At 55.7% G+C, this 25,500-nt stretch carries 24 protein-coding genes; 17 read left to right on the plus strand and 7 right to left on the minus strand.

Annotated elements, in window-relative coordinates:
* Positions 1 to 3: 3 nt before the first annotated feature.
* From AB6V08_RS00135 to tldD, 4 genes are all read left to right on the plus strand, one after another.
* Positions 4 to 597, plus strand: coding sequence for a nucleoside triphosphate pyrophosphatase (locus tag AB6V08_RS00135; protein ID WP_368540632.1), 594 nt, complete (start codon positions 4 to 6; stop codon positions 595 to 597).
* On the plus strand, positions 587 to 2,056 hold the full coding sequence (gene rng / locus AB6V08_RS00140) for a ribonuclease G (RefSeq protein ID WP_368540634.1): 1,470 nt from the start codon (positions 587 to 589) through the stop codon (positions 2,054 to 2,056). The genes AB6V08_RS00135 and rng overlap by 11 nt, the downstream gene beginning before the upstream one ends.
* A gap of 42 nt (positions 2,057 to 2,098) precedes the next feature.
* Positions 2,099 to 5,899: an AsmA2 domain-containing protein YhdP gene (yhdP, locus tag AB6V08_RS00145; protein WP_368540636.1), complete on the plus strand. Its 3,801-nt coding sequence runs from the start codon at positions 2,099 to 2,101 to the stop codon at positions 5,897 to 5,899.
* 85 nt (positions 5,900 to 5,984) lie between these two features.
* A complete protein-coding gene (tldD, locus tag AB6V08_RS00150) occupies positions 5,985 to 7,430 on the plus strand; it encodes a metalloprotease TldD (RefSeq protein ID WP_368540637.1) in 1,446 nt (481 codons plus the stop codon).
* A gap of 44 nt (positions 7,431 to 7,474) precedes the next feature.
* Here the strand turns inward: tldD and aaeR are convergent, their stop codons facing one another.
* The gene (aaeR, locus tag AB6V08_RS00155; RefSeq protein ID WP_368540638.1) at positions 7,475 to 8,401 is read right to left on the minus strand and encodes an HTH-type transcriptional activator AaeR; all 927 of its coding nucleotides are present in this window, start codon (positions 8,399 to 8,401) and stop codon (positions 7,475 to 7,477) included.
* Between the two features lie 179 nt (positions 8,402 to 8,580).
* Here aaeR and aaeX point away from each other — a divergent pair, with 179 nt between their 5' ends.
* The 5 genes from aaeX (at position 8,581) to AB6V08_RS00180 (ending at position 13,531) form a co-directional block, all read left to right on the plus strand.
* Complete coding sequence (gene aaeX / locus AB6V08_RS00160) at positions 8,581 to 8,784, plus strand: p-hydroxybenzoic acid efflux pump operon protein AaeX (protein WP_033487763.1); 204 nt, start codon at positions 8,581 to 8,583, stop codon at positions 8,782 to 8,784.
* Between the two features lie 7 nt (positions 8,785 to 8,791).
* Complete coding sequence (gene aaeA, locus AB6V08_RS00165) at positions 8,792 to 9,724, plus strand: p-hydroxybenzoic acid efflux pump subunit AaeA (RefSeq protein WP_368540639.1); 933 nt, start codon at positions 8,792 to 8,794, stop codon at positions 9,722 to 9,724.
* Positions 9,725 to 9,729: 5 nt separating this feature from the next.
* Positions 9,730 to 11,697, plus strand: coding sequence for a p-hydroxybenzoic acid efflux pump subunit AaeB (gene aaeB, locus AB6V08_RS00170; protein WP_368540640.1), 1,968 nt, complete (start codon positions 9,730 to 9,732; stop codon positions 11,695 to 11,697).
* Between the two features lie 88 nt (positions 11,698 to 11,785).
* A complete protein-coding gene (locus AB6V08_RS00175; protein ID WP_368540641.1) occupies positions 11,786 to 13,240 on the plus strand; it encodes an NAD-dependent succinate-semialdehyde dehydrogenase in 1,455 nt (484 codons plus the stop codon).
* Between the two features lie 18 nt (positions 13,241 to 13,258).
* Positions 13,259 to 13,531 carry a barstar family protein gene (locus AB6V08_RS00180; RefSeq protein WP_368540642.1) on the plus strand — a complete coding sequence of 91 codons (273 nt, stop codon included), beginning with the start codon at positions 13,259 to 13,261 and terminating at the stop codon, positions 13,529 to 13,531.
* Positions 13,532 to 13,598: 67 nt separating this feature from the next.
* On the opposite strand, the gene yhcN (AB6V08_RS00185) is transcribed toward AB6V08_RS00180, so the two are convergent.
* The 3 genes from yhcN (AB6V08_RS00185) to argR all read right to left on the minus strand — a co-directional run bounded on the left by yhcN (AB6V08_RS00185) (position 13,599) and on the right by argR (position 15,083).
* Positions 13,599 to 13,865, minus strand: a complete 267-nt coding sequence (gene yhcN / locus AB6V08_RS00185) for a peroxide/acid stress response protein YhcN (RefSeq protein WP_368540643.1) — start codon at positions 13,863 to 13,865, stop codon at positions 13,599 to 13,601.
* Positions 13,866 to 13,971: 106 nt separating this feature from the next.
* On the minus strand, positions 13,972 to 14,235 hold the full coding sequence (gene yhcN, locus AB6V08_RS00190; RefSeq protein WP_368540644.1) for a peroxide/acid stress response protein YhcN: 264 nt from the start codon (positions 14,233 to 14,235) through the stop codon (positions 13,972 to 13,974).
* 377 nt (positions 14,236 to 14,612) lie between these two features.
* Entirely contained in the window at positions 14,613 to 15,083 is a 471-nt protein-coding gene (gene argR / locus AB6V08_RS00195) for a transcriptional regulator ArgR (protein ID WP_003860428.1), read from the minus strand.
* A 399-nt stretch (positions 15,084 to 15,482) separates the two neighbouring features.
* Between argR and mdh the strand changes: the two genes are divergently transcribed.
* Positions 15,483 to 16,421: a malate dehydrogenase gene (gene mdh, locus AB6V08_RS00200; RefSeq protein ID WP_368540645.1), complete on the plus strand. Its 939-nt coding sequence runs from the start codon at positions 15,483 to 15,485 to the stop codon at positions 16,419 to 16,421.
* Positions 16,422 to 16,477: 56 nt separating this feature from the next.
* Here mdh and degS read toward each other — a convergent pair whose 3' ends face one another.
* The 3 genes from degS to zapG all read right to left on the minus strand — a co-directional run bounded on the left by degS (position 16,478) and on the right by zapG (position 19,575).
* A complete protein-coding gene (gene degS / locus AB6V08_RS00205; RefSeq protein WP_368540646.1) occupies positions 16,478 to 17,545 on the minus strand; it encodes an outer membrane-stress sensor serine endopeptidase DegS in 1,068 nt (355 codons plus the stop codon).
* 92 nt (positions 17,546 to 17,637) lie between these two features.
* Positions 17,638 to 19,005, minus strand: coding sequence for a serine endoprotease DegQ (degQ, locus tag AB6V08_RS00210; protein WP_368540648.1), 1,368 nt, complete (start codon positions 19,003 to 19,005; stop codon positions 17,638 to 17,640).
* A gap of 171 nt (positions 19,006 to 19,176) precedes the next feature.
* Positions 19,177 to 19,575 (minus strand): Z-ring associated protein ZapG, encoded by a 399-nt coding sequence (gene zapG, locus AB6V08_RS00215; protein WP_234673356.1) that lies wholly within the window; start codon positions 19,573 to 19,575, stop codon positions 19,177 to 19,179.
* Between the two features lie 189 nt (positions 19,576 to 19,764).
* Between zapG and zapE the strand changes: the two genes are divergently transcribed.
* From zapE to AB6V08_RS00250, 7 genes are all read left to right on the plus strand, one after another.
* Positions 19,765 to 20,889 carry a cell division protein ZapE gene (gene zapE, locus AB6V08_RS00220; RefSeq protein WP_368540649.1) on the plus strand — a complete coding sequence of 375 codons (1,125 nt, stop codon included), beginning with the start codon at positions 19,765 to 19,767 and terminating at the stop codon, positions 20,887 to 20,889.
* Between the two features lie 291 nt (positions 20,890 to 21,180).
* Positions 21,181 to 21,609 (plus strand): 50S ribosomal protein L13, encoded by a 429-nt coding sequence (gene rplM / locus AB6V08_RS00225; protein WP_131635278.1) that lies wholly within the window; start codon positions 21,181 to 21,183, stop codon positions 21,607 to 21,609.
* Positions 21,610 to 21,624: 15 nt separating this feature from the next.
* The gene (gene rpsI, locus AB6V08_RS00230) at positions 21,625 to 22,017 is read left to right on the plus strand and encodes a 30S ribosomal protein S9 (RefSeq protein ID WP_003860436.1); all 393 of its coding nucleotides are present in this window, start codon (positions 21,625 to 21,627) and stop codon (positions 22,015 to 22,017) included.
* A 309-nt stretch (positions 22,018 to 22,326) separates the two neighbouring features.
* Positions 22,327 to 22,965 (plus strand): stringent starvation protein SspA, encoded by a 639-nt coding sequence (gene sspA, locus AB6V08_RS00235; RefSeq protein ID WP_368540651.1) that lies wholly within the window; start codon positions 22,327 to 22,329, stop codon positions 22,963 to 22,965.
* Positions 22,966 to 22,970: 5 nt separating this feature from the next.
* The gene (gene sspB / locus AB6V08_RS00240; protein WP_368540653.1) at positions 22,971 to 23,462 is read left to right on the plus strand and encodes a ClpXP protease specificity-enhancing factor; all 492 of its coding nucleotides are present in this window, start codon (positions 22,971 to 22,973) and stop codon (positions 23,460 to 23,462) included.
* 493 nt (positions 23,463 to 23,955) lie between these two features.
* The gene (locus tag AB6V08_RS00245; protein ID WP_368540654.1) at positions 23,956 to 24,681 is read left to right on the plus strand and encodes a DUF1120 domain-containing protein; all 726 of its coding nucleotides are present in this window, start codon (positions 23,956 to 23,958) and stop codon (positions 24,679 to 24,681) included.
* 133 nt (positions 24,682 to 24,814) lie between these two features.
* On the plus strand, positions 24,815 to 25,486 hold the full coding sequence (locus AB6V08_RS00250; protein WP_368540655.1) for a fimbria/pilus chaperone family protein: 672 nt from the start codon (positions 24,815 to 24,817) through the stop codon (positions 25,484 to 25,486).
* Positions 25,487 to 25,500: the final 14 nt, after the last annotated feature.

Raw genomic sequence — 25,500 nt, forward strand, 5'->3', positions numbered from 1 at the left:
CCTATGACGTCTTTGTATCTTGCTTCCGGCTCCCCGCGCCGTCAGGAACTCCTGACCCAGCTAGGGGTGTCTTTTGAACGTATCGTGACCGGTATTGAAGAAATGCGTGCTGAGGGCGAAAGCGCTCAGCAGTACGTTTCACGTCTTGCGCGCGAAAAAGCGCAGGCGGGCGTGGCGCAAACGCCGCGCGATTTACCGGTGCTGGGAGCCGATACCATCGTCATTCTCAACGGTGAAGTCCTTGAGAAACCTCACGATGCCGAACACGCGGCGCGAATGCTGCGCAAAATGTCCGGTCAAACGCATCAGGTGATGACGGCCGTTGCGCTGGCAGACAGCCAGCACGTGCTGGATTGCCTGGTGGTGACAGACGTCACGTTCAGAGTGCTTACCGACGACGAGATCGCCGCTTACATTGCCAGCGGTGAACCGATGGATAAAGCAGGTGCATACGGTATTCAAGGGTTGGGTGGCTGTTTTGTCAGGAAGATAAATGGCAGCTATCACGCCGTAGTCGGCTTACCGCTGGTGGAAACGTATGAGTTGCTGAGCAATTTTAACTCACTGCGTGAGGGAAGGGATAATTATGACGGCTGAATTGTTGGTAAACGTAACGCCCTCGGAAACCCGTGTGGCCTACATTGATGGTGGCATTCTTCAGGAAATTCACATTGAGCGTGAGGCGCGGCGCGGAATAGTAGGCAATATCTACAAAGGTCGTGTCAGTCGTGTGCTGCCGGGTATGCAGGCGGCTTTTGTAGATATTGGACTGGATAAGGCGGCGTTTCTGCACGCTTCCGACATTATGCCGCATACCGAGTGCGTGGCGGGCGAAGAGCAAAAGCAGTTCGCCGTCCGCGATATCTCCGAGCTGGTGCGTCAGGGCCAGGATCTGATGGTGCAGGTGGTGAAAGATCCGCTGGGCACCAAAGGCGCGCGCCTGACCACCGACATCACTCTGCCTTCCCGCTATCTGGTCTTTATGCCGGGTGCCTCGCACGTTGGCGTGTCGCAGCGTATTGAAAGCGAAACCGAGCGCGAGCGCCTGAAAAAAGTGGTGAGCGCTTACTGCGATGAGCAGGGCGGTTTTATCATCCGTACCGCCGCAGAAGGGATCAGCGAAGAAGACCTGGCGTCCGATGCTGCCTACCTGAAGCGCGTCTGGACCAAAGTGATGGAGCGTAAAAAACGCAACCAGACCCGCTACCAGCTGTACGGTGAGTTAGCCCTTGCTCAGCGCGTTCTGCGCGACTTCGCCGATGCGCAGCTCGACCGCATTCGCGTGGACTCGCGTCTGACCTACGAAGCGCTGCTGGAGTTCACCGCCGAGTACATCCCGGAAATGCCTGGCCTGCTGGAGCACTACTCTGGCCGTCAGCCTATTTTCGATCTCTATGATGTCGAAAACGAAATCCAGCGCGCGCTGGAGCGCAAGGTTGAGCTGAAATCCGGCGGTTATCTGATTATCGATCAAACCGAAGCCATGACCACGGTGGATATCAACACCGGGGCCTTTGTCGGCCATCGCAATCTGGACGACACCATCTTTAATACCAATATCGAAGCGACGCAGGCTATCGCCCGCCAGCTTCGTCTGCGCAATCTCGGCGGCATTATCATCATCGACTTTATCGATATGAACAATGAAGACCATCGCCGCCGCGTGCTGCACTCCCTGGAGCAGGCGCTGAGTAAAGATCGCGTTAAAACCAGCATCAACGGCTTCTCCCAGCTCGGCCTGGTGGAGATGACCCGCAAGCGCACCCGTGAAAGCGTGGAGCATGTGCTGTGCAACGAGTGCCCGACCTGTCACGGACGCGGCACCGTAAAGACGGTGGAAACCGTCTGCTATGAAATCATGCGTGAAATCGTTCGCGTGCATCACGCTTACGACTCGGATCGTTTTCTGGTCTATGCTTCCCCTTCGGTAGCAGAGGCGTTGAAGGGTGAAGAGTCGCACGCGCTGGCGGAAGTGGAAATCTTTGTCGGCAAACAGGTTAAAGTGCAAATCGAGCCGCTTTATAACCAGGAGCAGTTCGACGTCGTCATGATGTAAGACGCAGTTCGCTGCGAGACCAAAGCTGACAAGGAGAGATGCGTGAGGCGATTGCCGGGGATTTTACTGCTTACAGGGGCAACGCTTGTCGTGATTGTCGCGCTGCTCGTGAGCGGGCTGCGCCTCGTTTTACCGCATCTGGACAGCTGGCGTCCGCAGGTACTGGCTAAAATCGAATCCGCCACCGGCGTGCCGGTGGACGTGAGCCAGATTAGCGCAAGCTGGCAAAACTTCGGCCCGACGCTGGACGTGCGGGACATCAATGCCAGCCTGAAAGATGGCGGCCATCTGAAAATCAAACGCGTCACCCTGGCGCTGGACGTCTGGCAAAGCCTGCTGCATCTGCGCTGGCAGTTTCGCGATCTCACCTTTTATCAGCTCCAGTTTCTGACCAATACGCCGCTGCGCGGTGGTGACAGCAGTCAGGGCTTTGAGACCAACCGTTTCAGCGATCTCTTTCTGCGCCAGTTCGATCACTTCGATCTGCGCGACAGCGAAATCAGCTTTATTACTCTCTCAGGCCAGCGCGCCGAACTTGCGATCCCGCAGCTGACCTGGCTTAACGGCAAAGATCGCCACCGGGCCGAAGGGCAGGTCAATCTCTCCAGCCTGAACGGCCAGCACGGCGTGATGCAGGTGCGTATGGATCTGCGCGACGACAACGGCCTGCTGAACAACGGCAAGGTCTGGCTGCAGGCGGATGACGTTGACGTGAAGCCCTGGCTGGGCGACTGGGTGCAGCAGAACATGCAGCTGGAAACGGCGCGTTTTAGCCTGGAAGGCTGGATGACCCTGAAGGACGGCGATTTCGCCAGCGGCGATATCTGGCTTAAACAGGGCGGCGCCAGCTGGAAAGGGGAAAAAAACCAGCACCAGCTCTCGGTGGATAAACTGACCGCGCACGTCACCAAAGTGAACAGCGGCTGGCAGTTCGCCATTCCCGATACCCGCATCACCATGGACAACAAGCCCTGGCCGCGCGGCGCGCTGACCCTGGCGTGGATCCCCGAGCAGGACGTGGGCGGGAAAGACAGTAAGCGCAGCGACGAGCTGCGTATTCGCGCCAGCAATCTGGATCTCGCCGCCGTGGAAGGGCTGCGCTCGATGGCGGCGAAGCTCTCTCCCGAGCTGGGCGATATCTGGCTGGCGACCCAGCCGAGCGGACAGGTTGAAAAGCTGGCGCTGGATATTCCTCTCCAGGCGACGGAAAAAACCCGCTTCCAGGCGAGCTGGAAAGATCTCGCCTGGAAGCAGTGGAAGCTGCTGCCCGGGGCCGAGCACTTTAGCGGCAAGCTGGAGGGCAGCGTTGAAAACGGCAGGCTGACGGCAGAGATGGCAGACGCCAAAATGCCTTACGAAACGGTCTTCCGCGCGCCGCTGGAGATTGAAAAAGGCACCGCCACGCTCAACTGGCTCAAGAATGACAAAGGCTTCCAGCTGGACGGTCGCCATATCGACGTGAAAGCCAAAGCGGTTCACGCCCGCGGCGACTTCCGCTATATGCAGCCCGAAGGCGATGAGCCCTGGCTTGGCATTCTGGCGGGGATCAGCACTGACGATGGCTCCCAGGCCTGGCGCTACTTCCCGGAAAACCTGATGGGCAAGGAGCTGGTGGATTACCTGAGCGGGGCGATTCAGGGCGGACAGGCCGATAACGCCACGCTGGTTTACGGCGGTAATCCGAAACTGTTCCCGTACAAGCACAACGAAGGGCAGTTCCAGGTGCTGGTGCCGTTGCACAACGCGACCTTTGCGTTCCAGCCGGACTGGCCTGCGCTTAAAAACCTCGATATCGAACTCAACTTCCTCAACGACGGCCTGTGGATGAAGTCGGCAAGCGTCGGATTAGGCGGCGTGACTGCCACTAACCTCACGGCGAACATTCCCGACTACTCGAAAGAGAAGCTGCTGATCGACGCGGATATCAACGGCCCGGGCAAGGCGGTTGGCCCCTATTTCGAAGAGACACCGCTGAAGGATTCCCTGGCCGCCACGCTGGAGCAGCTGCAGTTAGACGGCGATGTGAATGCTCGCTTACATCTTGATATCCCGCTGGACGGGACGCTGACCACCGCCAAAGGCGACGTGCGGCTCAACAACAATAGCCTGTTCATCAAGCCGCTTAACAGCACGCTGAAAAACCTCACCGGGCAGTTCAGCTTCGTGAACGGAAACCTGAAAAGCGAGCCGCTGAAGGCGAACTGGTTTAATCAGCCGGTCAATATCGATTTCTCCACCACCGAAGGGGAAAAAGCGTATCAGGTTGCGGTCAACATGGACGCGAGCTGGCAGCCCGCGCGGATGGACGTGCTGCCTAAGCCAATTGCGGAATCGGTCAGCGGCGCGGTGTCCTGGAACGGCAAGGTGGCGATTGACCTCCCTTACCACGCCAGCCCGCGCTATAACGTCGACATTACGGGCGATCTGAAAAACCTCAGCAGCACCCTACCGGCACCGCTGGATAAAAAGGCCGGACAGCCGCTGCCGGTGAAGCTGAACGTGGATGGTAATCTGAACAGCTTTGCGCTGACGGGTAACGCCAACGGAAACAACCACTTCAACAGCCGCTGGCTGCTTAACCACAAGCTGACGCTCGATAAGGCCATCTGGACGACGGACAGCCGCACCACGCCGCCGCTGCCGGAACGAACCGGAATAGAGCTGAACCTGCCGCCGCTGGACGGCGCCGAATGGCTGGCGCTGTTCCAGAAAGGCGTCGGGCAAAACGTGGATGACGCGGCGCAGTTCCCGCAAACCATCACCGTGCGCACCCCGGCGCTGACGCTGGGCGGACAGCAGTGGAATAACCTGAGCATTGTTTCGCAGCCGACGGCGAACGGTTCGAAGGTGGACGCACAGGGCAGGGAGATCAACGCCACCCTGACCATGCGCGACAACGCACCGTGGCAGGCGGCGATCCGCTACCTCTATTACAACCCGGCGACGGCGACGGCGAAAAACGGTGCGTCAGGCGCATCGCCGTTCAGCGAAACTTCCCGCGTGGATTTCAGCGGCTGGCCCGATCTGCAGCTGCGCTGCGCGGAATGCTGGCTGTGGGGGCAGAAATACGGCCGCATCGACGCGGACTTAGCGATTCAGGGCAATACGCTGAGCCTGACCGGCGGGCTGGTGGACACCGGCTTCGGGCGTCTGACGGCGGCGGGTGAATGGGTGAATAACCCGGGCCAGCAGCGCACGTCGATTAAAGGTGACATCAAAGGGAGCAAGCTGGATTCCGCCGCCAACTTCTTTGGCGTCAGCACGCCGCTGCGCGGCTCCTCGTTTGACGTGAATTACGATCTGCACTGGCGCTCGGCGCCGTGGAAGCCGGACGAAGCCACGCTTAACGGCATTCTGAAGGCGAACTTAGGCAAAGGTGAAATCGCCGACGTGAGCACCGGCCACGCCGGGCAGATCCTGCGTCTGCTGAGCTTCGATGCCCTGCTGCGCAAGCTGCGCTTCGATTTCAGCGATACCTTTAGCGAAGGCTTCTATTACGACTCCATTCGCAGTACGGCGTGGATAAAAGACGGCGTGCTGCATACCGACGACACGCTGGTGGACGGTCTTGAGGCGGATATCGCCATGAAAGGCTCGGTGAACCTGGTGCGCCGCGAGCTGGACATGGAAGCGGTCGTCGCCCCGGAAATTTCTGCCACCGTGGGCGTGGCGGCGGCCTTCGTGGTCAACCCGATTGTCGGCGCGGCGGTGTTTGCCGCCAGTAAAGTGCTGGGGCCGCTGTGGAGCAAAGTCTCGATCCTGCGCTACCGCATTACGGGGCCGGTCGATAAGCCGCAGATCAACGAAGTGCTGCGCCAGCCGCGCAAAGATGCGAAGCAATGATTTGACGAAGGCGAGTAATTGCCTCACTCTCAATTGATAACACTTTTTTTACCGCCCAATGCGGCAACGAACGAGTAGCAAAACGATGAGTCTGAACCTGGTAAGTGAACATCTGCTGGCAGCGAACGGCCTGAGCCATCAGGACCTGTTTTCCATTCTTGGTCAACTGACCGAGCGCCGACTCGACTACGGCGATCTCTACTTTCAGTCGAGCTATCACGAATCCTGGGTTTTAGAAGACAGCATCATTAAGGATGGCTCCTACAACATCGACCAGGGCGTGGGCGTGCGTGCCGTCAGCGGTGAGAAAACCGGTTTTGCCTATGCCGATCAGATAAGCCTGGCGGCGCTGGAGCAAAGCGCGCAGGCCGCACGCACCATCGTGCGTGACACGGGCGATGGACGGGTGAAAACGCTCGGCGAAGTGCAGCACACTGCGCTGTACACCAGCATCGATCCGCTGCAAAGCATGAGCCGCGAAGAGAAGCTGGATATCCTGCGTCGCGTCGACAAAGTGGCGCGCGCGGCGGACAAGCGCGTGCAGGAAGTGTCCGCCAGCCTGAGCGGCGTGTATGAACTCATTCTGGTGGCGGCGACCGACGGTACGCTGGCTGCCGACGTGCGTCCGCTGGTGCGTCTCTCCATCAGCGTGCAGGTGGATGACAACGGTAAGCGCGAGCGCGGCTCAAGCGGCGGCGGCGGTCGTTTCGGCTATGACTGGTTCCTGGGCGACGTTGACGGCGAAGCCCGCGCGGACGCGTGGGCGAAAGAGGCGGTGCGCATGGCGCTGGTGAACCTGAACGCGGTTGCGGCGCCTGCGGGAGCCTTCCCGGTGGTGCTGGGCGCGGGCTGGCCGGGCGTGCTGCTGCACGAAGCGGTGGGTCATGGTCTGGAAGGCGACTTTAACCGTCGCGGTACCTCGGTGTTCAGCGGCCAGATGGGCCAGCTGGTTTCGTCCGAGCTGTGCACCGTGGTGGATGATGGCACCATGCTCGACCGCCGCGGCTCCGTGGCTATCGACGACGAAGGTACGCCGGGCCAGTACAACGTGCTGATCGAAAACGGCGTGCTGAAAGGCTATATGCAGGACAAGCTCAACGCGCGTCTGATGGGCGTTGCGCCAACCGGTAACGGCCGTCGCGAATCCTACGCGCACCTGCCGATGCCGCGTATGACCAACACCTACATGCTGCCGGGCCAATCGACCCCACAGGAGATCATCGAATCGGTCGATTACGGGATCTTCGCGCCAAACTTTGGCGGCGGCCAGGTAGATATCACCTCCGGCAAGTTTGTCTTCTCTACCTCTGAAGCGTATCTGATTGAGAAAGGCAAAGTGACCAAAGCGGTGAAGGGCGCAACCCTGATCGGCTCCGGCATTGAGGCGATGCAGCAGATTTCGATGGTCGGTAACGATCTGAAGCTGGATAACGGCGTCGGCGTCTGCGGCAAAGAGGGCCAGAGCCTGCCGGTGGGCGTCGGCCAGCCAACGCTGAAAGTAGATAGCCTGACGGTGGGCGGTACGGCGTAAATCCCCTCTCAACACCCTCTCCCGGCGGGGAGAGGGTTCTGCTTTTACTCTTTGCTTCTTCCCCGCATCCCCTGAAACAGCTCCGCCACCTCGACGAAATAATCGGTCAGATAGTTAATGCAGACCTGCACCTTCAGCGGCAGTTTGTCCTTTTCGGTATACAGGGCGTACACCGGGCGCGGATCGGACTGGTAGCGCGGGAATAAGATCTCCAGCACGCCGCTGTTGATCTCGTTGATCACCCACATCAGTGGCACGTAGGCGATCCCGGCGCCGGCAACCAGCCAGCGGGAAATGGTCATCGGATCGTTGGTAACGAATCGCCCTTCCGGCAGCAGTTTGGTCGACAGGCCCTCCGGGGCAATCAGCTCAAATTCGTTGTCCGGGCGAACGCTGTATTCCAGCCATGAATGATTTGCCAGATCGGCCGGTTTTTCCGGTACGCCATACTGCGCCAGATAGCTTTTAGAGGCGCAAACCACCATCGGCATACTTCCCAGGCGGCGGGAAAAGAGGCTCGAATCCTGCAATGCGCCCACGCGGATCACCACATCGAGCCCGTCGGCAATCAGGTCCGGCGCGGGAATGCCCGTCACCAGATTGACCGTTAATCCGGGATACTCTTTCAGCATTTCCGCCGTCATACCGGCGAGGACATTTTGTGCCATAGTTGAAGAACAGCCGATACGCAGCGTACCGATGGGCGTGTTGTTAAACGCGTAAAGCTGTTCGTGGACTTCCTGCACTTCCTGCAGCATCCGCCGGCAGCCCTGATAGTAAATCTTGCCCGCTTCGGTGAGCCCAATGCTGCGGGTGCTGCGGTTCAGGAGCTTGACCTGGAGTTCATCTTCCAGTTTTGACACCGTCTGGCTGATGGAGGAAACACTCATCTGGAGCTGTCGCGCGGCGGCGGTAAACGAACCGAGTTCAACCACTTTGGCAAAGACGGACATGCGTTTTAAACGTTCCATTGTTCACTCTGGCTTAAAAGTGATTTAGATCACATATTATAGATAACAGCATAACAGTTACGTTAATATATTATTTATTACATAACGGCCATGCCACTCTCGCCCGGCGTTTCTTGCTCTCCTGCGGTGGCGTGTGCGTAAAAATTCTGTCGCCTGCATTCTCTCTAATCAAGGTCAACATGAGTCTGTTTCCCGTTATCGTGGTGTTCGGTTTATCGTTCCCACCGATATTCTTTGAGCTGCTTTTATCACTGGCGATTTTTTGGCTGGTGCGCAAGGTGCTGATCCCGACCGGGATCTACGATTTCGTCTGGCATCCTGCATTGTTCAATACCGCGCTGTATTGCTGTCTGTTTTACCTGATATCGCGCATGTTTGTCTGAGGTCGATGTGAAAACGCTAACAAGAAAAATCTCCCGCACCGCCATTACGATGGCGCTGGTTATCCTCGCGTTCATCGCTATTTTCCGCGCCTGGGTTTATTACACCGAATCCCCCTGGACCCGCGACGCGCGCTTTAGCGCGGATGTGGTGGCCATTGCCCCCGACGTGGCCGGTCTTATTACTGCCGTGAATGTACACGATAACCAGCTGGTGAAAAAAGATCAGGTGCTGTTTACCATCGATCAGCCTCGCTATCAAAAAGCCTTAGAAGAAGCCGAGGCCGACGTGGCGTACTACCAGGCGCTGGCCGCTGAAAAGCGCCGCGAAGCAGGGCGTCGTAACCAGCTTGGCGTGCAGGCCATGTCCCGTGAAGAGATTGACCAGTCCAACAACGTGCTGCAAACCGTGCTGCATCAGCTGGCAAAATCACAGGCTACGCGCGATCTGGCGAAACTGGATCTGGAGCGTACCGTGATCCGCGCGCCGTCCGACGGCTGGGTGACCAACCTGAACGTCTACGCCGGGGAATTTATTACCCGCGGCTCCACCGCCGTTGCGCTGGTGAAGCAGAACTCATTCTACGTGCTGGCCTATATGGAAGAGACCAAGCTGGAAGGCGTGCGTCCGGGCTACCGGGCGGAAATCACCCCGCTTGGCAGCAACCGCGTGTTTAAAGGCACCGTCGATAGCGTCGCCGCTGGCGTCACCAACTCCAGCAGCACCAGCGATGCCAAAGGCATGGCGACCGTGGATTCCAACCTGGAGTGGGTACGTCTGGCGCAGCGCGTGCCGGTCCGTATTCATCTCGATGAGCAGCAGGGCAACCTGTGGCCTGCCGGGACCACCGCTACCGTGGTGATCACCGGTGAGAAAGACCGTGACGCCAGCCACGACTCGCTGTTCCGTAAAATCGCACATCGCCTGCGCGAGTTTGGTTAATCGCTATGGGTATCTTCTCCATCGCCAGCCAGCACATCCGCTTCGCCGTGAAGCTGGCCTGTGCCATTGTGCTGGCGCTGTTCGTCGGCTTTCACTTCCAGCTTGAAACGCCCCGCTGGGCGGTGCTGACGGCGGCCATTGTCGCCGCTGGCCCGGCGTTTGCGGCGGGGGGGGAACCCTACTCAGGCGCGATTCGCTATCGCGGGATGCTGCGTATTGTCGGGACGTTTATCGGCTGTATCGCGGCGCTCACCATCATTATTCTGATGATCCGCACTCCGCTGCTGATGCTGATGGTGTGCTGTATCTGGGCCGGTTTTTGTACCTGGCTCTCTTCGCTGGTGAAGGTTGAAAACTCCTACGCCTGGGGGCTTTCCGGCTATACCGCGCTGATTATTATCATCACGATTCAGACCGATCCGCTGCTCGCGCCGCAGTTTGCGGTGGAGCGCTGCAGCGAGATCGTCATCGGGATCGTCTGCGCCATCGTGGCGGATCTGCTTTTCTCCCCGCGCTCCATCAAGCAGGAAGTGGATCTGGAGCTCGACTCGCTGATTGTCGCGCAGTTTAAGCTGATGCAGCTGTGCATCAAGCACGGCGACAGCGAAGAGGTGGATAACGCCTGGGGCGCGCTGGTGCGCCGCACCACGGCGCTGGAAGGGATGCGCAGCAACCTGAATATGGAGTCGTCGCGCTGGACGCGCGCTAACCGCCGCCTGAAGGCCATCAACACGCTGTCGCTGACCCTGATTACCCAGGCGTGTGAAACCTACCTGATTCAGAACACCCGGCCGGAGGTGGTTACCGACACCTTCCGCGAGCTGTTCGACGAGCCGGTCGAAACGGTGCAGGACGTTCATAAACAGCTTAAGCGCATGCGCCGGGTCATCGCCTGGACGGGCGAGCGCGACACGCCGGAAACCATCTACACCTGGGTGGGCGCCGCGACCCGCTATCTACTGCTCAAGCGCGGCGTCATCGGCAACACCAAAATCAGCGCCGCGGAAGAAGAGGTATTGCAGGGGGAAGTGGTCATTAAGCCTGAGTCCGCCGAGCGCCATCACGCGATGGTTAACTTCTGGCGCACCACGCTGGCCTGTATTCTCGGCACCCTGTTCTGGCTGTGGACGGGCTGGACGTCCGGCAGCGGCGCAATGGTAATGATTGCCGTGGTCACTTCGCTGGCGATGCGTCTGCCGAACCCGCGCATGGTGGCTATCGACTTCCTCTACGGGACGATCGCCGCGCTGCCGATAGGCGCGTTCTATTTCCTGGTGCTCATCCCTTCGACGCAGCAAAGTATGCTGCTGCTCTGTATCAGCCTTGCAGTGCTGGCGTTCTTTATTGGTATCGAGGTGCAGAAGCGGCGCATCGGCTCCCTCGGCGCGCTCGCGAGCACGATCAACATCATCGTGCTGGATAACCCGATGACGTTCCACTTCAGCCAGTTCCTCGACAGCGCGCTGGGCCAGCTGGTGGGCTGTTTCCTGGCGATGATGGTTATCCTGCTGGTGCGCGATAACTCCCGGGAGCGGACGGGCCGGGTGCTGCTGAACCAGTTTGTCTCCGCTGCGGTATCGTCCATGACCACCAACACCGCGCGGCGTAAAGAGAACCATCTGCCTGCGCTGTACCAGCAGCTGTTTTTACTGCTGAATAAATTCCCCGGCGACGTGGCCAAGTTCCGCCTGGCGCTGACGATGATCATCGCCCATCAGCGTTTACGCAATGCGCCGGTGCCGATCAACGACGATCTCTCCGCGTTTCACCGCCAGCTGCGGCGCACGGCGGATCACGTCCTGTCCGCCAGCAGCGATGACAAACGCCGCCGCTACTTTAAGCAACTGCTTGAAGAGCTGGACGTTTATCAGGAGAAGCTGCGCATCTGGGAAGCACCGCCGCAGGTCACTGAGCCGGTGGGCAGGCTGGTGTTTATGCTGCATCGCTACCAGAACGCCCTCACAGATAGCTGATTACAATAAGAACCGACGCCAAAAGCGTCGGTTTTTTTGTGGCTATACTTAGTCCTGCAGGTTCTTAAACTCAGATAAGGGAGGACGCATGACTACCCAGGCCCTACAGGACAACGTTCTTTTTCAGACCGGATATCTGGTCGATGGCATCTGGAAAACGCTCGACACCACTTTTGACGTCCTGAACCCGGCAACGGGTGAGGTCATCGCCAAAGTCGCAAAAGCGGGGAAAACCGAAACCGAAGCCGCCATTGCCGCCGCGACCAGGGCGTTCCCCGCATGGCGTGCCAAAACCGCGAAAGAGCGCTCGACGATTCTCTATCGCTGGTATGAGCTGATTATTGAGAATAAAAGCTGGCTCGGACGGCTGATGACCACCGAGCAGGGCAAGCCCCTTAAGGAAGCTGAGGGCGAAGTGGAATACGCCGCGAGCTTTATTCAGTGGTTTGCGGAGCAGGCCAAGCGCGCCAACGGTGAGATTATCCCGCCGGTCAAACCCGGCTCGCGCATTCTGGCGACCCGCGAGCCGGTCGGCGTTGTCGCGGCGATCACGCCGTGGAACTTCCCGATGGCGATGCTCACCCGCAAGCTCGGCCCCGCGCTGGCCGCCGGCTGTACGGGCGTCATCAAACCCGCCAACAACACGCCCCTCAGCGCCTTTGCGCTGCTAACCCTGGCAAAACAGGCGGGCGTACCGGACGGGGTACTCAACGCCGTGGCCGGGAATACCCATGAGATCAGCGATGCGATCATGGCCAGCCGCGACGTGCGTAAAATCTCGTTCACCGGCTCGACCGCGGTCGGGAAAACGCTGGTGCGTAACGCCGCCGAAACCATGAAAAAAGTCTCGATGGAACTGGGCGGCAACGCGCCGTACATCGTCTTTGAGGATGCGGATATCGACGCCGCCGTCAAAGGCGCCATCGCCAACAAGTTCCGCAACGCCGGGCAGGTTTGCGTCAGCGTGAACCGCTTCTACATTCAGGAAACCGTCTACGACAAATTTGTGAACCAGCTTGCGGACGCGGTGAAGGCGCTCAAGGTCGGTAACGGCCTGGAAGAGGGCGTGGTGGTCGGCCCGCTGATTGAGCCTGCGGCGGTCGATAAGGTCAAAGAGCACGTCGATGATGCGGTTGCCAAAGGCGCGACCGTGCTGGCGGGCGGCAAAGCGCACGCGCTGGGCGGAAACTTCTGGCTGCCGACCGTGCTGGGCGACTGCCATGAGGGTATGAAGCTTGCCGAAGAAGAGACCTTCGGCCCGGTGGCGGCCTGCTTCCGTTTCACCTCCGAAGATGAAGTTATCCAGCGCGCCAACAACACGCCTTACGGCCTGGCGGCCTATTTCTATACCCAAAATCTGCAGCGCGTATTCCGCGTTTCGCAGGCGATTGAGAGCGGCATGATTGGCGTCAACGAGTGCGCGGTATCGACAGAGCTCGGGCCGTTCGGCGGCGTAAAAGAGTCAGGTCTGGGACGCGAAGGGTCGGTGCTGGGGCTGGAGGAGTTTCTGGAAGTGAAGACATTGCATCTTGGAGGACTCTAGTGGACAGGGGTGCTGGCAATGAAAATTTATACCTTTGATTTTGACGAGATCGACAGTCAGGAAGACTTCTATCACGAGTTTATTCGGGTATTTGGCCTGGAAAAAGAGAGTGTCACCAATCTGGATTCACTGTGGGATGTGGTAACCGGCAATCAGCTGCCGCTGCCGCTGGAAATCGAGTTTATCCATCTGCCCGAGAAGCTGCGCAGGCGTTTTGGCGCGCTCATTTTACTGTTTGATGAGGCAGAAGAAGAGCTTGAAGGGCAGCTGCGCTTTAACGCCCGCCACTGAAAAACAGGTAAAAAAAAGCCCCTGACGAACGTCAGGGGCAAGTCGTATGATGAGATACGACGAGGGTTTATTTGTACAGCTCGGCCGTTGCGTGCCAGTGATCGCCTTCATTCATTTCGGTGATTCGATAGCTGCTGGCGCCGGCTTTTTCAGCTTTAGCGGCCAGTTCGTGGCGGATATCCATCGGAGAGCCCGCGACGGAAGATACGGATACGCTACCCAAAGACTGCAGATTTTGCGCCTGTTCGGCATTGACCTGATGAACCGCGGCGCTGGCACCGAAAGAGAGAACAGATGCCAGACCGAGGGTTGCGATGATTAATTTAGTGTTCATAGTCTCTACTCCTGAATGTTGTTTCCCCAACGGCGAGAAGGGTTGAACTGCTATTTTTATGCCTGGTGCCGTTGAGCGGATTGTCTTGTTCAGATATCAGCAAATCTTATTTGTACAGTTCAGCCGTTGCGTGCCAGTGGTCGCCGGAACGTGCTTCGATGATGCGATAAGACGATGCACCCTGTTCCTCTGCTTTTTTGTTCAGCATGGCGTTCATATCCATTGGTGAAGTACCAATTGCACCCACGGAAACGGTACCGATTGACTGACGCGTCTGCGCCTGTTCTGCGTTGATGGAGTCGGCTGCGAAAGCACCGAATGACAGGACAGACAGGACGCTAAGAGCCGCTACAGTAGTTTTGATTTTCATGATTCTTTACCTCGTCGAATTTTATTGGGGGTCTTTGTTTCGTGACCCTCATCACAAAATCAAGTATACACTAATCACGGCAAAAATTAATACCATGCTAATTGTTTCATGGGTAATTACGTGTTAAACATTCGATTTTTTATAACAAAAGCGAATAAAAATGATCGTTTTTTCGTCACATTGTTTGGTTATGTCTAAATAAATCATATGGATATGCAACTTTGATTTTTTGTGCGATTTTGCGTTTTAGCATTCACTGAATGAATGTTAATGGGAGGTAAAAAGCACTATTTGCAAAAGCGAAGGGTGAAACAAAGTAGGGGAAAACGAGGCGGGGGCAGGATGATCCCCGCAGCAAACCGCCGCGGGGAGGGCGATTACAGCTCTTGTTCGAACAGAACCAGAATCGCTTCGTACAGATCTTTAACCGAGAAGCCGTTCGCGGGCGTAGTAAAGATGGTGTCATCGCCGGCGATGGTGCCGAGAATACCTTCCGCTTTACCTAAGGAGTCCAGCAGGCGGGCAATCAGCTGTGCAGCACCCGGGCTAGTGTGGATCACCACGACGGCATCGTTATAGTCGATATCCAGAACCAGGTTTTTCAGCGGGCTGGAGGTGGTCGGCACGCCAAGTTCGGCTGGCAGGCAATAGACCATTTCCATTTTGGCATTGCGCGTACGCACGGCGCCAAACTTGGTTAACATGCGGGAGACTTTCGACTGGTTGATGTTATCGAAACCTTGTTCCTGCAACGCCTGAACAATTTCTCCCTGAGAACTGAATTTCTCTTCTTTAAGCAGCGCTTTGAACGCTTTCACTAATTCTTCTTGCTTGGACGAGCTTCGCATAAGTCACCCGGAATATGGCGGTAGAAACAACATTATTATGCATGTGGATGAATTTTTATGCAAATTATCTGCCAGGTGGAAGGCTGAAATAATGTTATGAAAGGGAGTGATTTTATCAGATTTCGTTATCAGAAAACATGCCTGGCTCACGCGGTGCAAATAAGGCTAAAAGTAAATTAATTGTTATCAAAATGATGTTGTTTTGGTGGCGCGGCAGGGTGTATTGTAACCACCTCTTAATTCGTTGCCGTCTGCGGTCAGATTGTGGTCTGACACGAAAAGAATATCGCGTGACCTCAAATTCTTTAGCTACGAAAATTGTAATTATTTACATGCTGAATTATGGTCGCCGCAACGGATTTGAAGATACTTAAAGTTAACCATAATAAGGAGTTTAGGATGAAAGTCGCAGTCCTCGGCGCTGCTGGTGGTATCGGCCAGGCGCTTGCCCTACTACTGAAAACCCAACTGCCTTCAGGCTCAGAACTCTCCCTGTACGATATTGCTCCGGTAACCCCAGGTGTGGCGGTTGATCTGAGCCACATCCCGACAGCTGTGAAAATCAAAGGCTTCTCCGGTGAAGATGCACGTCCTGCGCTGCAAGGTGCTGACGTTGTGCTGATCTCCGCAGGTGTTGCGCGTAAGCCGGGTATGGATCGCTCAGACCTGTTTAACGTCAACGCGGGCATCGTGAAAAACCTGGTTCAACAAATTGCTGAAACCTGCCCGAAAGCGTGCGTGGGTATCATCACTAACCCGGTGAACACCACCGTGGCTATCGCGGCAGAAGTGCTGAAGAAAGCCGGTGTTTACGACAAGAACAAACTGTTCGGCGTGACCACGCTGGACATCATCCGTTCCAACACCTTTGTTGCGGAACTGAAAGGCAAGCAGCCAACCGACATCGAAGTGCCGGTTATCGGTGGCCACTCTGGCGTGACTATTCTGCCGCTGCTGTCCCAGATCCCAGGCGTGAGCTTCACCGAACAAGAAGTTGCTGACCTGACCAAACGCATTCAGAACGCAGGCACCGAAGTGGTGGAAGCGAAGGCGGGTGGCGGCTCTGCAACCCTGTCTATGGGCCAGGCGGCTGCACGTTTCGGTCTGTCTTTGGTTCGCGCTCTGCAAGGCGAGAAAGGCGTGGTGGAATGCGCTTACGTTGAAGGCGACGGCGAGCACGCGCGCTTCTTCTCTCAGCCGCTGCTGCTGGGCAAAAACGGTATCGAAGAACGTCAGTCTATCGGCAAGCTGAGCGCGTTTGAGCAAAACGCGATGGAAGGTATGCTGGATACGCTGAAAAAAGATATCACTCTGGGTGAAGAGTTCGTTAACAAGTAAGACGCACTTTGCCTGGTAAAAAAAACGGAGCTTATCGCTCCGTTTTTTTATGGCCGTCAGTTGGTGGCCGGGTATTCCTGAATCGTGACCTGAATCGTCAGCTTCTTATCGTTACGCATCACTTCTACCGGAATGATCGAACCCGGACGGATTTCCGCGACCTGGTCCATGGTTTCCAGCGCAGATACCGCAGGCGTGCCGTTCACTGAGACAATCACATCGTTAACCTGAATACCCGCGTTCGCCGCCGGGCCGCCAGGGGAGACTTCGTTAACCACGATGCCCTGGATCTGATCGATACCGCCGCCCTGACTGTGCATTGGCGCAATTTCACGCCCGCCAATCCCGATGTAGCCGCGGATCACGCGACCGTCGCGGATCAGCTTGTCCATAATCTTGGTTGCCAGCTGGAACGGGATCGCAAAGCCGATGCCTTCAGGGGTTTCGCCGTCATTGCTCTTATCGAAGGAGAGGGTGTTGATCCCCATCAACTCGCCCAGGGAGTTCACCAGCGCGCCGCCGGAGTTACCGTGGTTGATGGAGGCATCGGTTTGCAGGAAGTTCTGTCGCCCGGACGGGTTCAGGCCGATACGACCCGTGGCGCTGATGATCCCCTGCGTGATGGTTTGCCCGAGGTTGTACGGGTTACCAATTGCCAGCACCACATCGCCGATGTGCGGCGTGCGTTTGTGGTTGATCGGGATAGTCGGCAGGCCGCCGTTGGCGTTAATTTTCAGTACGGCGAGATCCGTCAGGCTGTCCGAGCCGACCAGCAGCGCCTCAAACACGCGGCCATCCTGCAATGCGACAATAATCTGGTCGGCATCGTTGATAACGTGTTTGTTGGTAATGATGTAGCCGCGTTCGTCCATGATCACGCCGGAACCAAGCGTGCGGATCTCCAGCTGGTTATGGGCCGAGCTGTTCAGGCCGCGGTTGTAAACGTTAACCACAGCGGGCGCGGCACGGCGAACGGCCTGGTTGTAGGTGGCAGGCGTTTCATCCGCACTGTCGAACTGCGGTGCTGACAGCTTATTGAACTGGCGTAAGGACGGCATGGCCGCCAGTAACAAACCGCCAACGACCAGGCCGATGGCGATTGAACGAAAGAGCTTTAAAAGCATGATGCGCGTGTCGTTAAAATTTGAACGGTTTGCAGCATAGCATGACTTATCCGGACATCACACGTCACGGCGACGCCCGGACTCGCAAATGGCTAGCGTAGTAAAATGTAGAGCGTGTCGTTGCCGCGGATAATTTGCAGGGCAATCACCGTGGGCTTCGACTCCAGCACCTTACGCATCTCGGCGATAGACTGCACGCGGGTGCGGTTCACGCCGATGATCACGTCATCCTGATGTAAACCCGCCTGCGCCGCCGGGCTGCTCTTCTCGACGGTATCAATGCTGATGCCCTTGGTTCCGTCTTTGAGCTGGCCGTCGCTCAGGGTTGCCCCCTGCAACGCTGGCGCGATAAGCTCCGCGCTGGCAGAGGCGGAGGTACTCTTATCCAGCGTGACCTCGACATCCAGCGGTTTACCGTCGCGGATCAGGCCCAGCTTCACTTTGGCGCCCGGCTCCGTGGTGGCGATACGCGAGCGCAGCTCAGCAAAGCTGCTCAGCGGCTTGTCGTTCAGGCTCACGATCACGTCCCCGGATTTCACGCCCGCTTTTGCCGAGCCGGAGTTCGGCAGCACTTCGCTGACAAACGCACCGCGCTGCACGTTAATGTTGAACGCTTTGGCAATATCGGCGCTCATCTCCATGCCTTTGATGCCCAGCAGCCCGCGTTTCACTTCACCAAACTGGATCAGCTGCTGCGCCAGGGTTTGCGCCATATTGCTTGGGATAGCAAAGCCAATCCCCACGCTGCCGCCGCCCGGGGCAAGAATGGCGGTGTTAATGCCGATCAGCTCGCCGTTCAGGTTAAGCAGTGCGCCGCCGGAGTTGCCGCGGTTAATTGAGGCATCGGTCTGGATGAAGTTTTCCAGCCCTTCGAGATTCAGCCCGCTGCGCCCCAGCGCGGACACAATGCCGGAGGTGGCGGTTTGCCCTAAGCCAAACGGGTTACCGACCGCGACGGCAAAATCACCGACGCGCAGTTTGTCTGAATCCGCAATGGCGATTTGCCGCAGGTTGCTTGGGTTTTGTATCTGCAGCAGCGCGATATCGCTCTGGTCATCGCCGCCAATCAGCTTAGCGTCAAATTCCCGGCCGTCGTTCAGCTGCACGCTGATTTTATCGGCCTGGCTGATCACGTGGTTGTTGGTCAGGATGTAGCCTTTGGCGGCGTCGATAATCACGCCGGAGCCTAAGCCCTCAAACGGCTGCGCCTGCTGGTCTGGCGAATCATCGCCGAAGTATTTTTTCAGTTCTTCAGGTACGCGCTGGCTTTGCAGCGCCGTGCCTTCTACCTGTACGCTCACCACCGCAGGCAGCACTTTTTCAAGCATAGGGGCGAGGCTCGGGATGGCCGGCTGGCCGGGAACCTGTGCGGGCAGGGCGGCGGTTGCAGGGAAGGACGCCGAGAGAGATAACCCGACACTTAACGCTAAAGCGCTCAACAGCTGGTTTTTTTTCTTCATCGATGTTGACTCTCGTTACCTGAAATAAAGGAAGAACGGTCCCAAAAACATATTGATGTTATTGAATTTTAAACCACTGAACAATGAGGTGTTTGACTAAATAATAGCTGGGGTGGGGAAGAAAGGACGGGCGCATGAGATGCGCCCGTAAAATTTATTCAGCTTGTGCGATTAATCGCGTTTTGCGCCACCGCGCAGCAGGCCGGACGCGCCGTCGGAATAGTCGCGCGGCATCTGAACCGGTGCCTGATCGTTACCGGCTTCGGAGTCAGCCAGACGGTTGCGGAATGGGTTCGCATCTGCGCTCAGTTCCGGCAGCAGGCTGCTGGAGCTTTTTGCCATGTGTTGATACAGCTGGCGGTAGTCGGTCGCCATGTTATCCAGCAGCTCGGCGCTACGGGCAAAGTGGCTGACCAGCTCTTCGCGATACTCTTCCAGTTCAGCTTTATTCTTTTCCAGTTCGTACTGTAATGACTGCTGCTGACGTAACTTGCGATTACCGAAACGCATGGCCACAGCACCGATAACGATGCCAACGACTAAACCAATTAGCGCATATTCCCAGGTCATGAACTTCTCCCGTTGTCTTGTGATTCCGTAGGGTGTTGGCTCGGCTCCTGCCTGTGCCTGATAGTGCCACTATAACCGCTATTTCCGCAGAAGTGGAATCCTGACGTATCATCGCGTAGTGTAGAACGGCCTTTTTTTCATCAGCCATGCACCCTGGTGAGTATTAACCGAAGGAATAACAACAATATTATGCAAAGCCTTTCCCCCTCATCGCGATACCTTCAGGCCCTTAATGAAGGCTCACACCAGCCAGATGACGTACAGCGTGAAGCGGTAAATCGCCTGGAAACGATCTACCAGGAACTCACCGCTAAACCCGCAGAAAACGTGCAAAATAGCGGGTTAAAAGCGGCTTTTGGGCGCCTGCTCGGCAAGAAAGAGCCGCAGGCTAATGCGCCCGTTCGTGGACTCTATATGTGGGGAGGGGTCGGGCGCGGCAAAACCTGGCTGATGGACATGTTCTATCAGAGTCTGCCCGGCACGCGTAAACAGCGTCTGCATTTTCACCGCTTTATGCTGCGGGTGCATGAGGAGCTGACGGCGCTGCAAGGCAAAACCGATCCGCTGGAGATTGTGGCGGACAGGTTCAAGGCTGAAACCGACGTGCTTTGCTTCGACGAGTTTTTTGTCTCGGATATTACCGACGCCATGCTGCTAGGCGGCCTGATGAAGGCCCTGTTCGCCCGCGGGATCACCCTGGTGGCGACATCGAACATCCCGCCGGATGAGCTTTACCGCAACGGCCTGCAGCGCGCGCGCTTCCTGCCCGCCATCGATGCCATCAAAGCGCATTGCAACGTAATGAACGTGGACGCGGGCGTGGATTATCGTCTGCGCACGCTCACCCAGGCGCACCTGTGGCTGTCGCCGTTGAACGCCGAAACCACCGGCCAGATGGATAAGCTGTGGCTGGCGCTGGCGGGGGCTAAACGCGAAAACGCGCCAGTGCTTGAGATTAACCATCGTCCGCTGCAAACCCTCGGGGTGGAGAACCAAACCCTGGCGGTTTCGTTCGCCACGCTCTGCGTCGACGCGCGCAGCCAGCATGACTACATCGCGCTTTCGCGCCTCTTCCACACCGTTATGCTGCTGGACGTGCCGGTCATGACGCCGCTGATGGAGAGCGAAGCGCGCCGCTTTATCGCGCTGGTGGATGAGTTTTACGAGCGTCACGTGAAGCTGGTGGTCAGCGCTGAAGTCCCTTTATATGAGATCTACAGGGGCGAGCGGCTGAAGTTCGAGTTCCAGCGCTGCCTGTCGCGCCTGCAGGAGATGCAGAGCGAAGAGTACCTGAAACGTGAGCATATGCCTTAAAAACGCGCCCCTCTCCCTGTGGGAGAGGGGCTGGGAGTGAGGGCTTCCAACCGCACAGTCCACCCCGCATAAAAACCCGCTCCGAATCACATTTAAGGGTCGATCTTTAACCTCAACTTCTCTATAATCTTGCGACCCCACGTTACGAGAAGGTTTTTTTCCCGAAACTTTCTATGTGTCGGCATTAGCTATTCGAAGGGGTAGGTTTGCCGGACTTTGTCGTGTGAACCTCAACTGATAAACGTTTGGGTGTTCACCAACGTGTAACTTATTTATTTGGGTAAGCTTTTAATGAAAACTTTTACAGCTAAACCAGAAACCGTACAACGCGACTGGTATGTTGTTGACGCGACCGGTAAAACTCTGGGCCGTCTGGCTTCCGAACTGGCTCGTCGCCTGCGCGGTAAGCACAAAGCGGAATACACTCCGCACGTTGATACTGGTGACTACATCATCGTTCTGAACGCAGAAAAAGTTGCTGTAACCGGCAACAAGCGCGAAGACAAAATGTACTACCATCACACTGGCCACATCGGTGGTATCAAAGAAGCGACCTTTGAAGAGATGATTGCTCGCCGTCCTGAGCGTGTGATTGAAATCGCGGTTAAAGGCATGCTGCCAAAAGGCCCGCTGGGTCGTGCTATGTTCCGTAAACTGAAAGTTTACGCAGGCAACGAGCACAACCACGCGGCACAGCAACCGCAAGTTCTTGACATCTAATCGGGATTATAGGCAATGGCTGAAAATCAATACTACGGCACTGGTCGCCGCAAAAGTTCCGCAGCTCGCGTGTTCATCAAACCGGGCAGCGGTAAAATCGTAATCAACCAGCGTTCTCTGGAACAATACTTCGGTCGCGAAACTGCCCGCATGGTAGTTCGCCAGCCGCTGGAACTGGTTGATATGGTAGAAAAACTGGATCTGTACATCACCGTTAAAGGTGGTGGTATCTCCGGTCAGGCAGGTGCGATCCGTCACGGTATCACCCGCGCTCTGATGGAGTACGACGAATCCCTGCGTTCTGAACTGCGTAAAGCTGGCTTCGTTACTCGTGACGCTCGTCAGGTTGAACGTAAGAAAGTGGGTCTGCGTAAAGCACGTCGTCGTCCACAGTTCTCCAAACGTTAATCATTTTCTGCTTACGCAGAACGATTGGCGAAAAACCCGCTTCGGCGGGTTTTTTTATGGATAATGCTTAGGTTATCCACAAAATCAATGCATATATCTCCTCTTTTTCCACATTTCCAGAATCCACTCACCACAAAGCCATCAAAATCTGGTAAACTATCATCCAATTTTCTGCCCAAATATCAGTGAATACTCGTTTTTTGTTCGATTGTTGAACAATGTGGCTTCTCTGGGATGGGCGATACAACATCTGGCTGGCCCCTGTTGGGCTGGTAGCAGTAAAAATTCTGAATATACCTGGAGGTTTTCATGGCTGTCGCTGCCAACAAACGTTCGGTAATGACGCTGTTTTCTGGTCCTACTGACATTTATAGCCATCAGGTTCGTATCGTGCTGGCCGAGAAGGGTGTCAGTTTTGAGATCGAGCATGTGGAAAAGGATAACCCGCCTCAGGATCTGATCGATCTCAACCCGAGCCAAAGCGTACCGACGCTGGTGGATCGCGAGCTGACCCTGTGGGAATCCCGTATCATTATGGAATATCTTGATGAGCGTTTCCCTCATCCGCCGCTGATGCCTGTTTACCCGGTTGCACGTGGTGAAAGCCGCCTGTATATGCAGCGTATCGAGAAAGACTGGTACTCGCTGATGAACGTTATCGTTAACGGTACCTCTGCTGAAGCGGATGCTGCGCGTAAGCAACTGCGCGAAGAGCTGCTGGCGATTGCGCCAGTGTTTGGTCAGAAACCGTTCTTCCTGAGCGATGAGTTCAGCCTGGTCGATTGCTACCTGGCTCCGCTGCTGTGGCGTCTGCCGACGCTGGGCGTTGAGTTCAGCGGCCCGGGTGCGAAGGAGCTGAAAGGCTATATGACCCGTGTATTCGAGCGCGATTCCTTCCTGGCTTCCCTGACTGAACCGGAACGTGAAATGCGTCTTGGTCGGGGCTAATGACTGTGGAAATGTCACAACTTTCCCCACGCCGCCCGTATTTGCTGCGCGCCTTCTATGAATGGCTGCTGGATAACCAGCTTACGCCGCATCTGGTTGTGGATGTGACGTTGCCGGGTGTACTGGTGCCGATGGAATACGCGCGTGACGGACAAATCGTACTGAATATCGCGCCGCGAGCAGTAGGGAACCTTGAGCTGGCTAACGACGAAGTGCGCTTCAACGCGCGTTTCGGTGGCGTGCCGCGCCAGGTTTCTGTGCCGCTTGCTGCCGTGCTCGCCATCTATGCCCGTGAAAACGGAGCAGGGACGATGTTTGAGCCTGAAGCAGCCTACGATGAAGACGTTGCCAGTCTGAATGACGATAGCGAACACGCCGAAGGCGAGAGCGAAACGGTCATGTCGGTCATTGATGGCGATAAGCCTGACGACGACAACGATCCTGACGATACCCCGCCGCCGCGCGGTGGACGTCCTTCATTGCGCGTCGTGAAGTAGCAGCAGATGTCATAATGTATTAAAGCCACGTATTTATACGTGGCTTTTTTATTAGTTGAATAAATATGAATGAACTATAAATCACGATTTTAAGCGCGTTGGCATTTTAATGTTAGATAAACTTAATCGCATATTAATTGATTAACCCATTGTTCTTCATTGTTTATATTATTCATCATTATATATGCCTGCATGTTGTGCGTTAAAATCATCTGTTTTTTCAATAGACTTTACCAGCGCAGCGTAAATTTTACTCCAAACAATCGTGTTAACGTATACTCTCTCTTTCCCATTTATATGAATTATATATTCATGTCATTTTAAACGTGCTTTAAGAAAAAGTAACTTTTCAGTTTTTTCTTTGAATGTGAGAATCTCGCAGCCATTTCACATTAGATGAACAGTGAACGTGAATTCATCTACTTTGCGATGTTAAAGAAACAGTGGCTCTCAAGGAAAAAACCGAAAGCCGTTTATTAATAAGGGAAAAAGAATGACTACTTTTAACAAAAAGCTGTCTGCACTGGCTATCTGTGCAGCGGCAATCGCCTCCGCTAACGTCAACGCAGCACCTGAAACCACCTTGACCGTTGCCGGCAAATTCATCCCGGCAGCGTGCGTGCCAACTCTGGCCAACAGCGGTAAAGTTGACTTTGGTTCAATGAATATGTCTACCATTGCTACTGCAACTGAAGGCAACAGCCTGGTTCAGTTGGAGCGTAAAACCATTAACCTGACCGTTACCTGTGATGCAGCGACTGCCGTTGGTGTTGTTGCTCAGGATAACCGTACAAGCTCTCGCGTAGCGCTGTCCAACACCGCCTACATCGAAGATTATGCGACCACCGCTGGCGATAACATGAAGATCTCTGGCCCTGCATTCGGCCTGGGCGCAACCACCGACAGCAAAAACATCGGTTCATACATCATCACTGCGCTGCCTACCGGCCTGACTGTTGATGGCAAAAGCGCGGGTTACCTCATTAAAGACACCGACTCCGCACAGGGCTGGCTGTCCGTTGATGCAGGTGGTCCATTCTACCCAGACGGTAGCCGTATCGTGACCGTAGCTGATGCGGGTAAAACCACGCCGAAATACTTCACCGAAATGGTGATGCCGCTGTACATCGCTGCAGGCGTTCAGACTAAAGCGCAGCTTGGCGAATCAACAGAAATTAGCCTGGACGGTAACGCAACGCTGAGCCTGGTTTACCTGTAATAAAATAATATTTTTAGTATTCAGACCCAATAACTGAACCTTATGTTATTGGGTCTTTAATTTTCTATTTTGAATTTTATACCTCTGGCATATGAGACTTTGTGTTTAACCCTAAAATATTGATCCCAACATCATGAACAAAAAGCTTTTATTCTCATTGCTCTTTATTACCGCTCAGAGTTTTGCCAGCGGTATGGTGCCAGAGACATCAGTATTACTGGTGGACAGCGGAAAAGGTGAAGCGACGATGAACGTCACTAACACCGATAATTATCCCTCATTGCTCTACACCAAAATTGTTGAATTACCTGAAGGCAGCAAATCCTCTCGACTGATTGTGACCCAACCGGTCGTCCGTGTTGAAGCCGGACAAACGCAGAAAGTCCGTTTTATGCTGCAGTCTGATAAACCCCTACAGCAAGAAGAAATGAAACGCGTCACCTTCGAAGGTATTCCGCCAAAGGAAAAGGGTACCGACAAAATGAAGGTTACGATTCGACAAGATATGCCTGTCATCATTCACCCTGCTGGGCTGGCGGAAGACCTGACTCCCTGGAAGCATCTGGTCTGGACCAAAAAAGGCAACCAGTTAGAAATCAGTAACCCTAGCGATTACGTCGTGCGTATGGCGGCGATGTATACCGGCTTACCTTCCGGTAAAGGCGGGACGCTGGATAAGGCCTATATCCTGCCGCATACCAGCGTAACGGTGAAACTCGCGGCTTCTGGCGATACCAAAGTGGAGTTCTATCCGGCAAGCCGTTACGGATATAAAGGGGAACGCTACACCACCTCTATAAAATAAATTGTTCAAGGATG

The organism is Enterobacter soli (assembly GCF_964208575.1).
Lineage (GTDB): Bacteria > Pseudomonadota > Gammaproteobacteria > Enterobacterales > Enterobacteriaceae > Enterobacter > Enterobacter soli_A.

Bases quoted from the DNA above. Each gene is read 5' to 3' on its own strand.
- rng (WP_368540634.1), top strand. From the start codon at position 587: ATGACGGCTGAATTGTTGGTAAACGTAACGCCCTCGGAAACCCGTGTG.
- argR (WP_003860428.1), bottom strand. From the start codon at position 15,083: ATGCGAAGCTCGTCCAAGCAAGAAGAATTAGTGAAAGCGTTCAAAGCG.
- yhcN (WP_368540643.1), bottom strand. From the start codon at position 13,865: ATGAACACTAAATTAATCATCGCAACCCTCGGTCTGGCATCTGTTCTC.
- aaeR (WP_368540638.1), bottom strand. From the start codon at position 8,401: ATGGAACGTTTAAAACGCATGTCCGTCTTTGCCAAAGTGGTTGAACTC.
- tldD (WP_368540637.1), top strand. From the start codon at position 5,985: ATGAGTCTGAACCTGGTAAGTGAACATCTGCTGGCAGCGAACGGCCTG.
- AB6V08_RS00180 (WP_368540642.1), top strand. From the start codon at position 13,259: ATGAAAATTTATACCTTTGATTTTGACGAGATCGACAGTCAGGAAGAC.
- zapG (WP_234673356.1), bottom strand. From the start codon at position 19,575: ATGACCTGGGAATATGCGCTAATTGGTTTAGTCGTTGGCATCGTTATC.
- sspA (WP_368540651.1), top strand. From the start codon at position 22,327: ATGGCTGTCGCTGCCAACAAACGTTCGGTAATGACGCTGTTTTCTGGT.
- aaeX (WP_033487763.1), top strand. From the start codon at position 8,581: ATGAGTCTGTTTCCCGTTATCGTGGTGTTCGGTTTATCGTTCCCACCG.
- rpsI (WP_003860436.1), top strand. From the start codon at position 21,625: ATGGCTGAAAATCAATACTACGGCACTGGTCGCCGCAAAAGTTCCGCA.
- zapE (WP_368540649.1), top strand. From the start codon at position 19,765: ATGCAAAGCCTTTCCCCCTCATCGCGATACCTTCAGGCCCTTAATGAA.
- AB6V08_RS00175 (WP_368540641.1), top strand. From the start codon at position 11,786: ATGACTACCCAGGCCCTACAGGACAACGTTCTTTTTCAGACCGGATAT.
- degQ (WP_368540648.1), bottom strand. From the start codon at position 19,005: ATGAAGAAAAAAAACCAGCTGTTGAGCGCTTTAGCGTTAAGTGTCGGG.
- rplM (WP_131635278.1), top strand. From the start codon at position 21,181: ATGAAAACTTTTACAGCTAAACCAGAAACCGTACAACGCGACTGGTAT.
- yhcN (WP_368540644.1), bottom strand. From the start codon at position 14,235: ATGAAAATCAAAACTACTGTAGCGGCTCTTAGCGTCCTGTCTGTCCTG.
- mdh (WP_368540645.1), top strand. From the start codon at position 15,483: ATGAAAGTCGCAGTCCTCGGCGCTGCTGGTGGTATCGGCCAGGCGCTT.
- AB6V08_RS00135 (WP_368540632.1), top strand. From the start codon at position 4: ATGACGTCTTTGTATCTTGCTTCCGGCTCCCCGCGCCGTCAGGAACTC.
- AB6V08_RS00245 (WP_368540654.1), top strand. From the start codon at position 23,956: ATGACTACTTTTAACAAAAAGCTGTCTGCACTGGCTATCTGTGCAGCG.
- degS (WP_368540646.1), bottom strand. From the start codon at position 17,545: ATGCTTTTAAAGCTCTTTCGTTCAATCGCCATCGGCCTGGTCGTTGGC.
- AB6V08_RS00250 (WP_368540655.1), top strand. From the start codon at position 24,815: ATGAACAAAAAGCTTTTATTCTCATTGCTCTTTATTACCGCTCAGAGT.
- aaeB (WP_368540640.1), top strand. From the start codon at position 9,730: ATGGGTATCTTCTCCATCGCCAGCCAGCACATCCGCTTCGCCGTGAAG.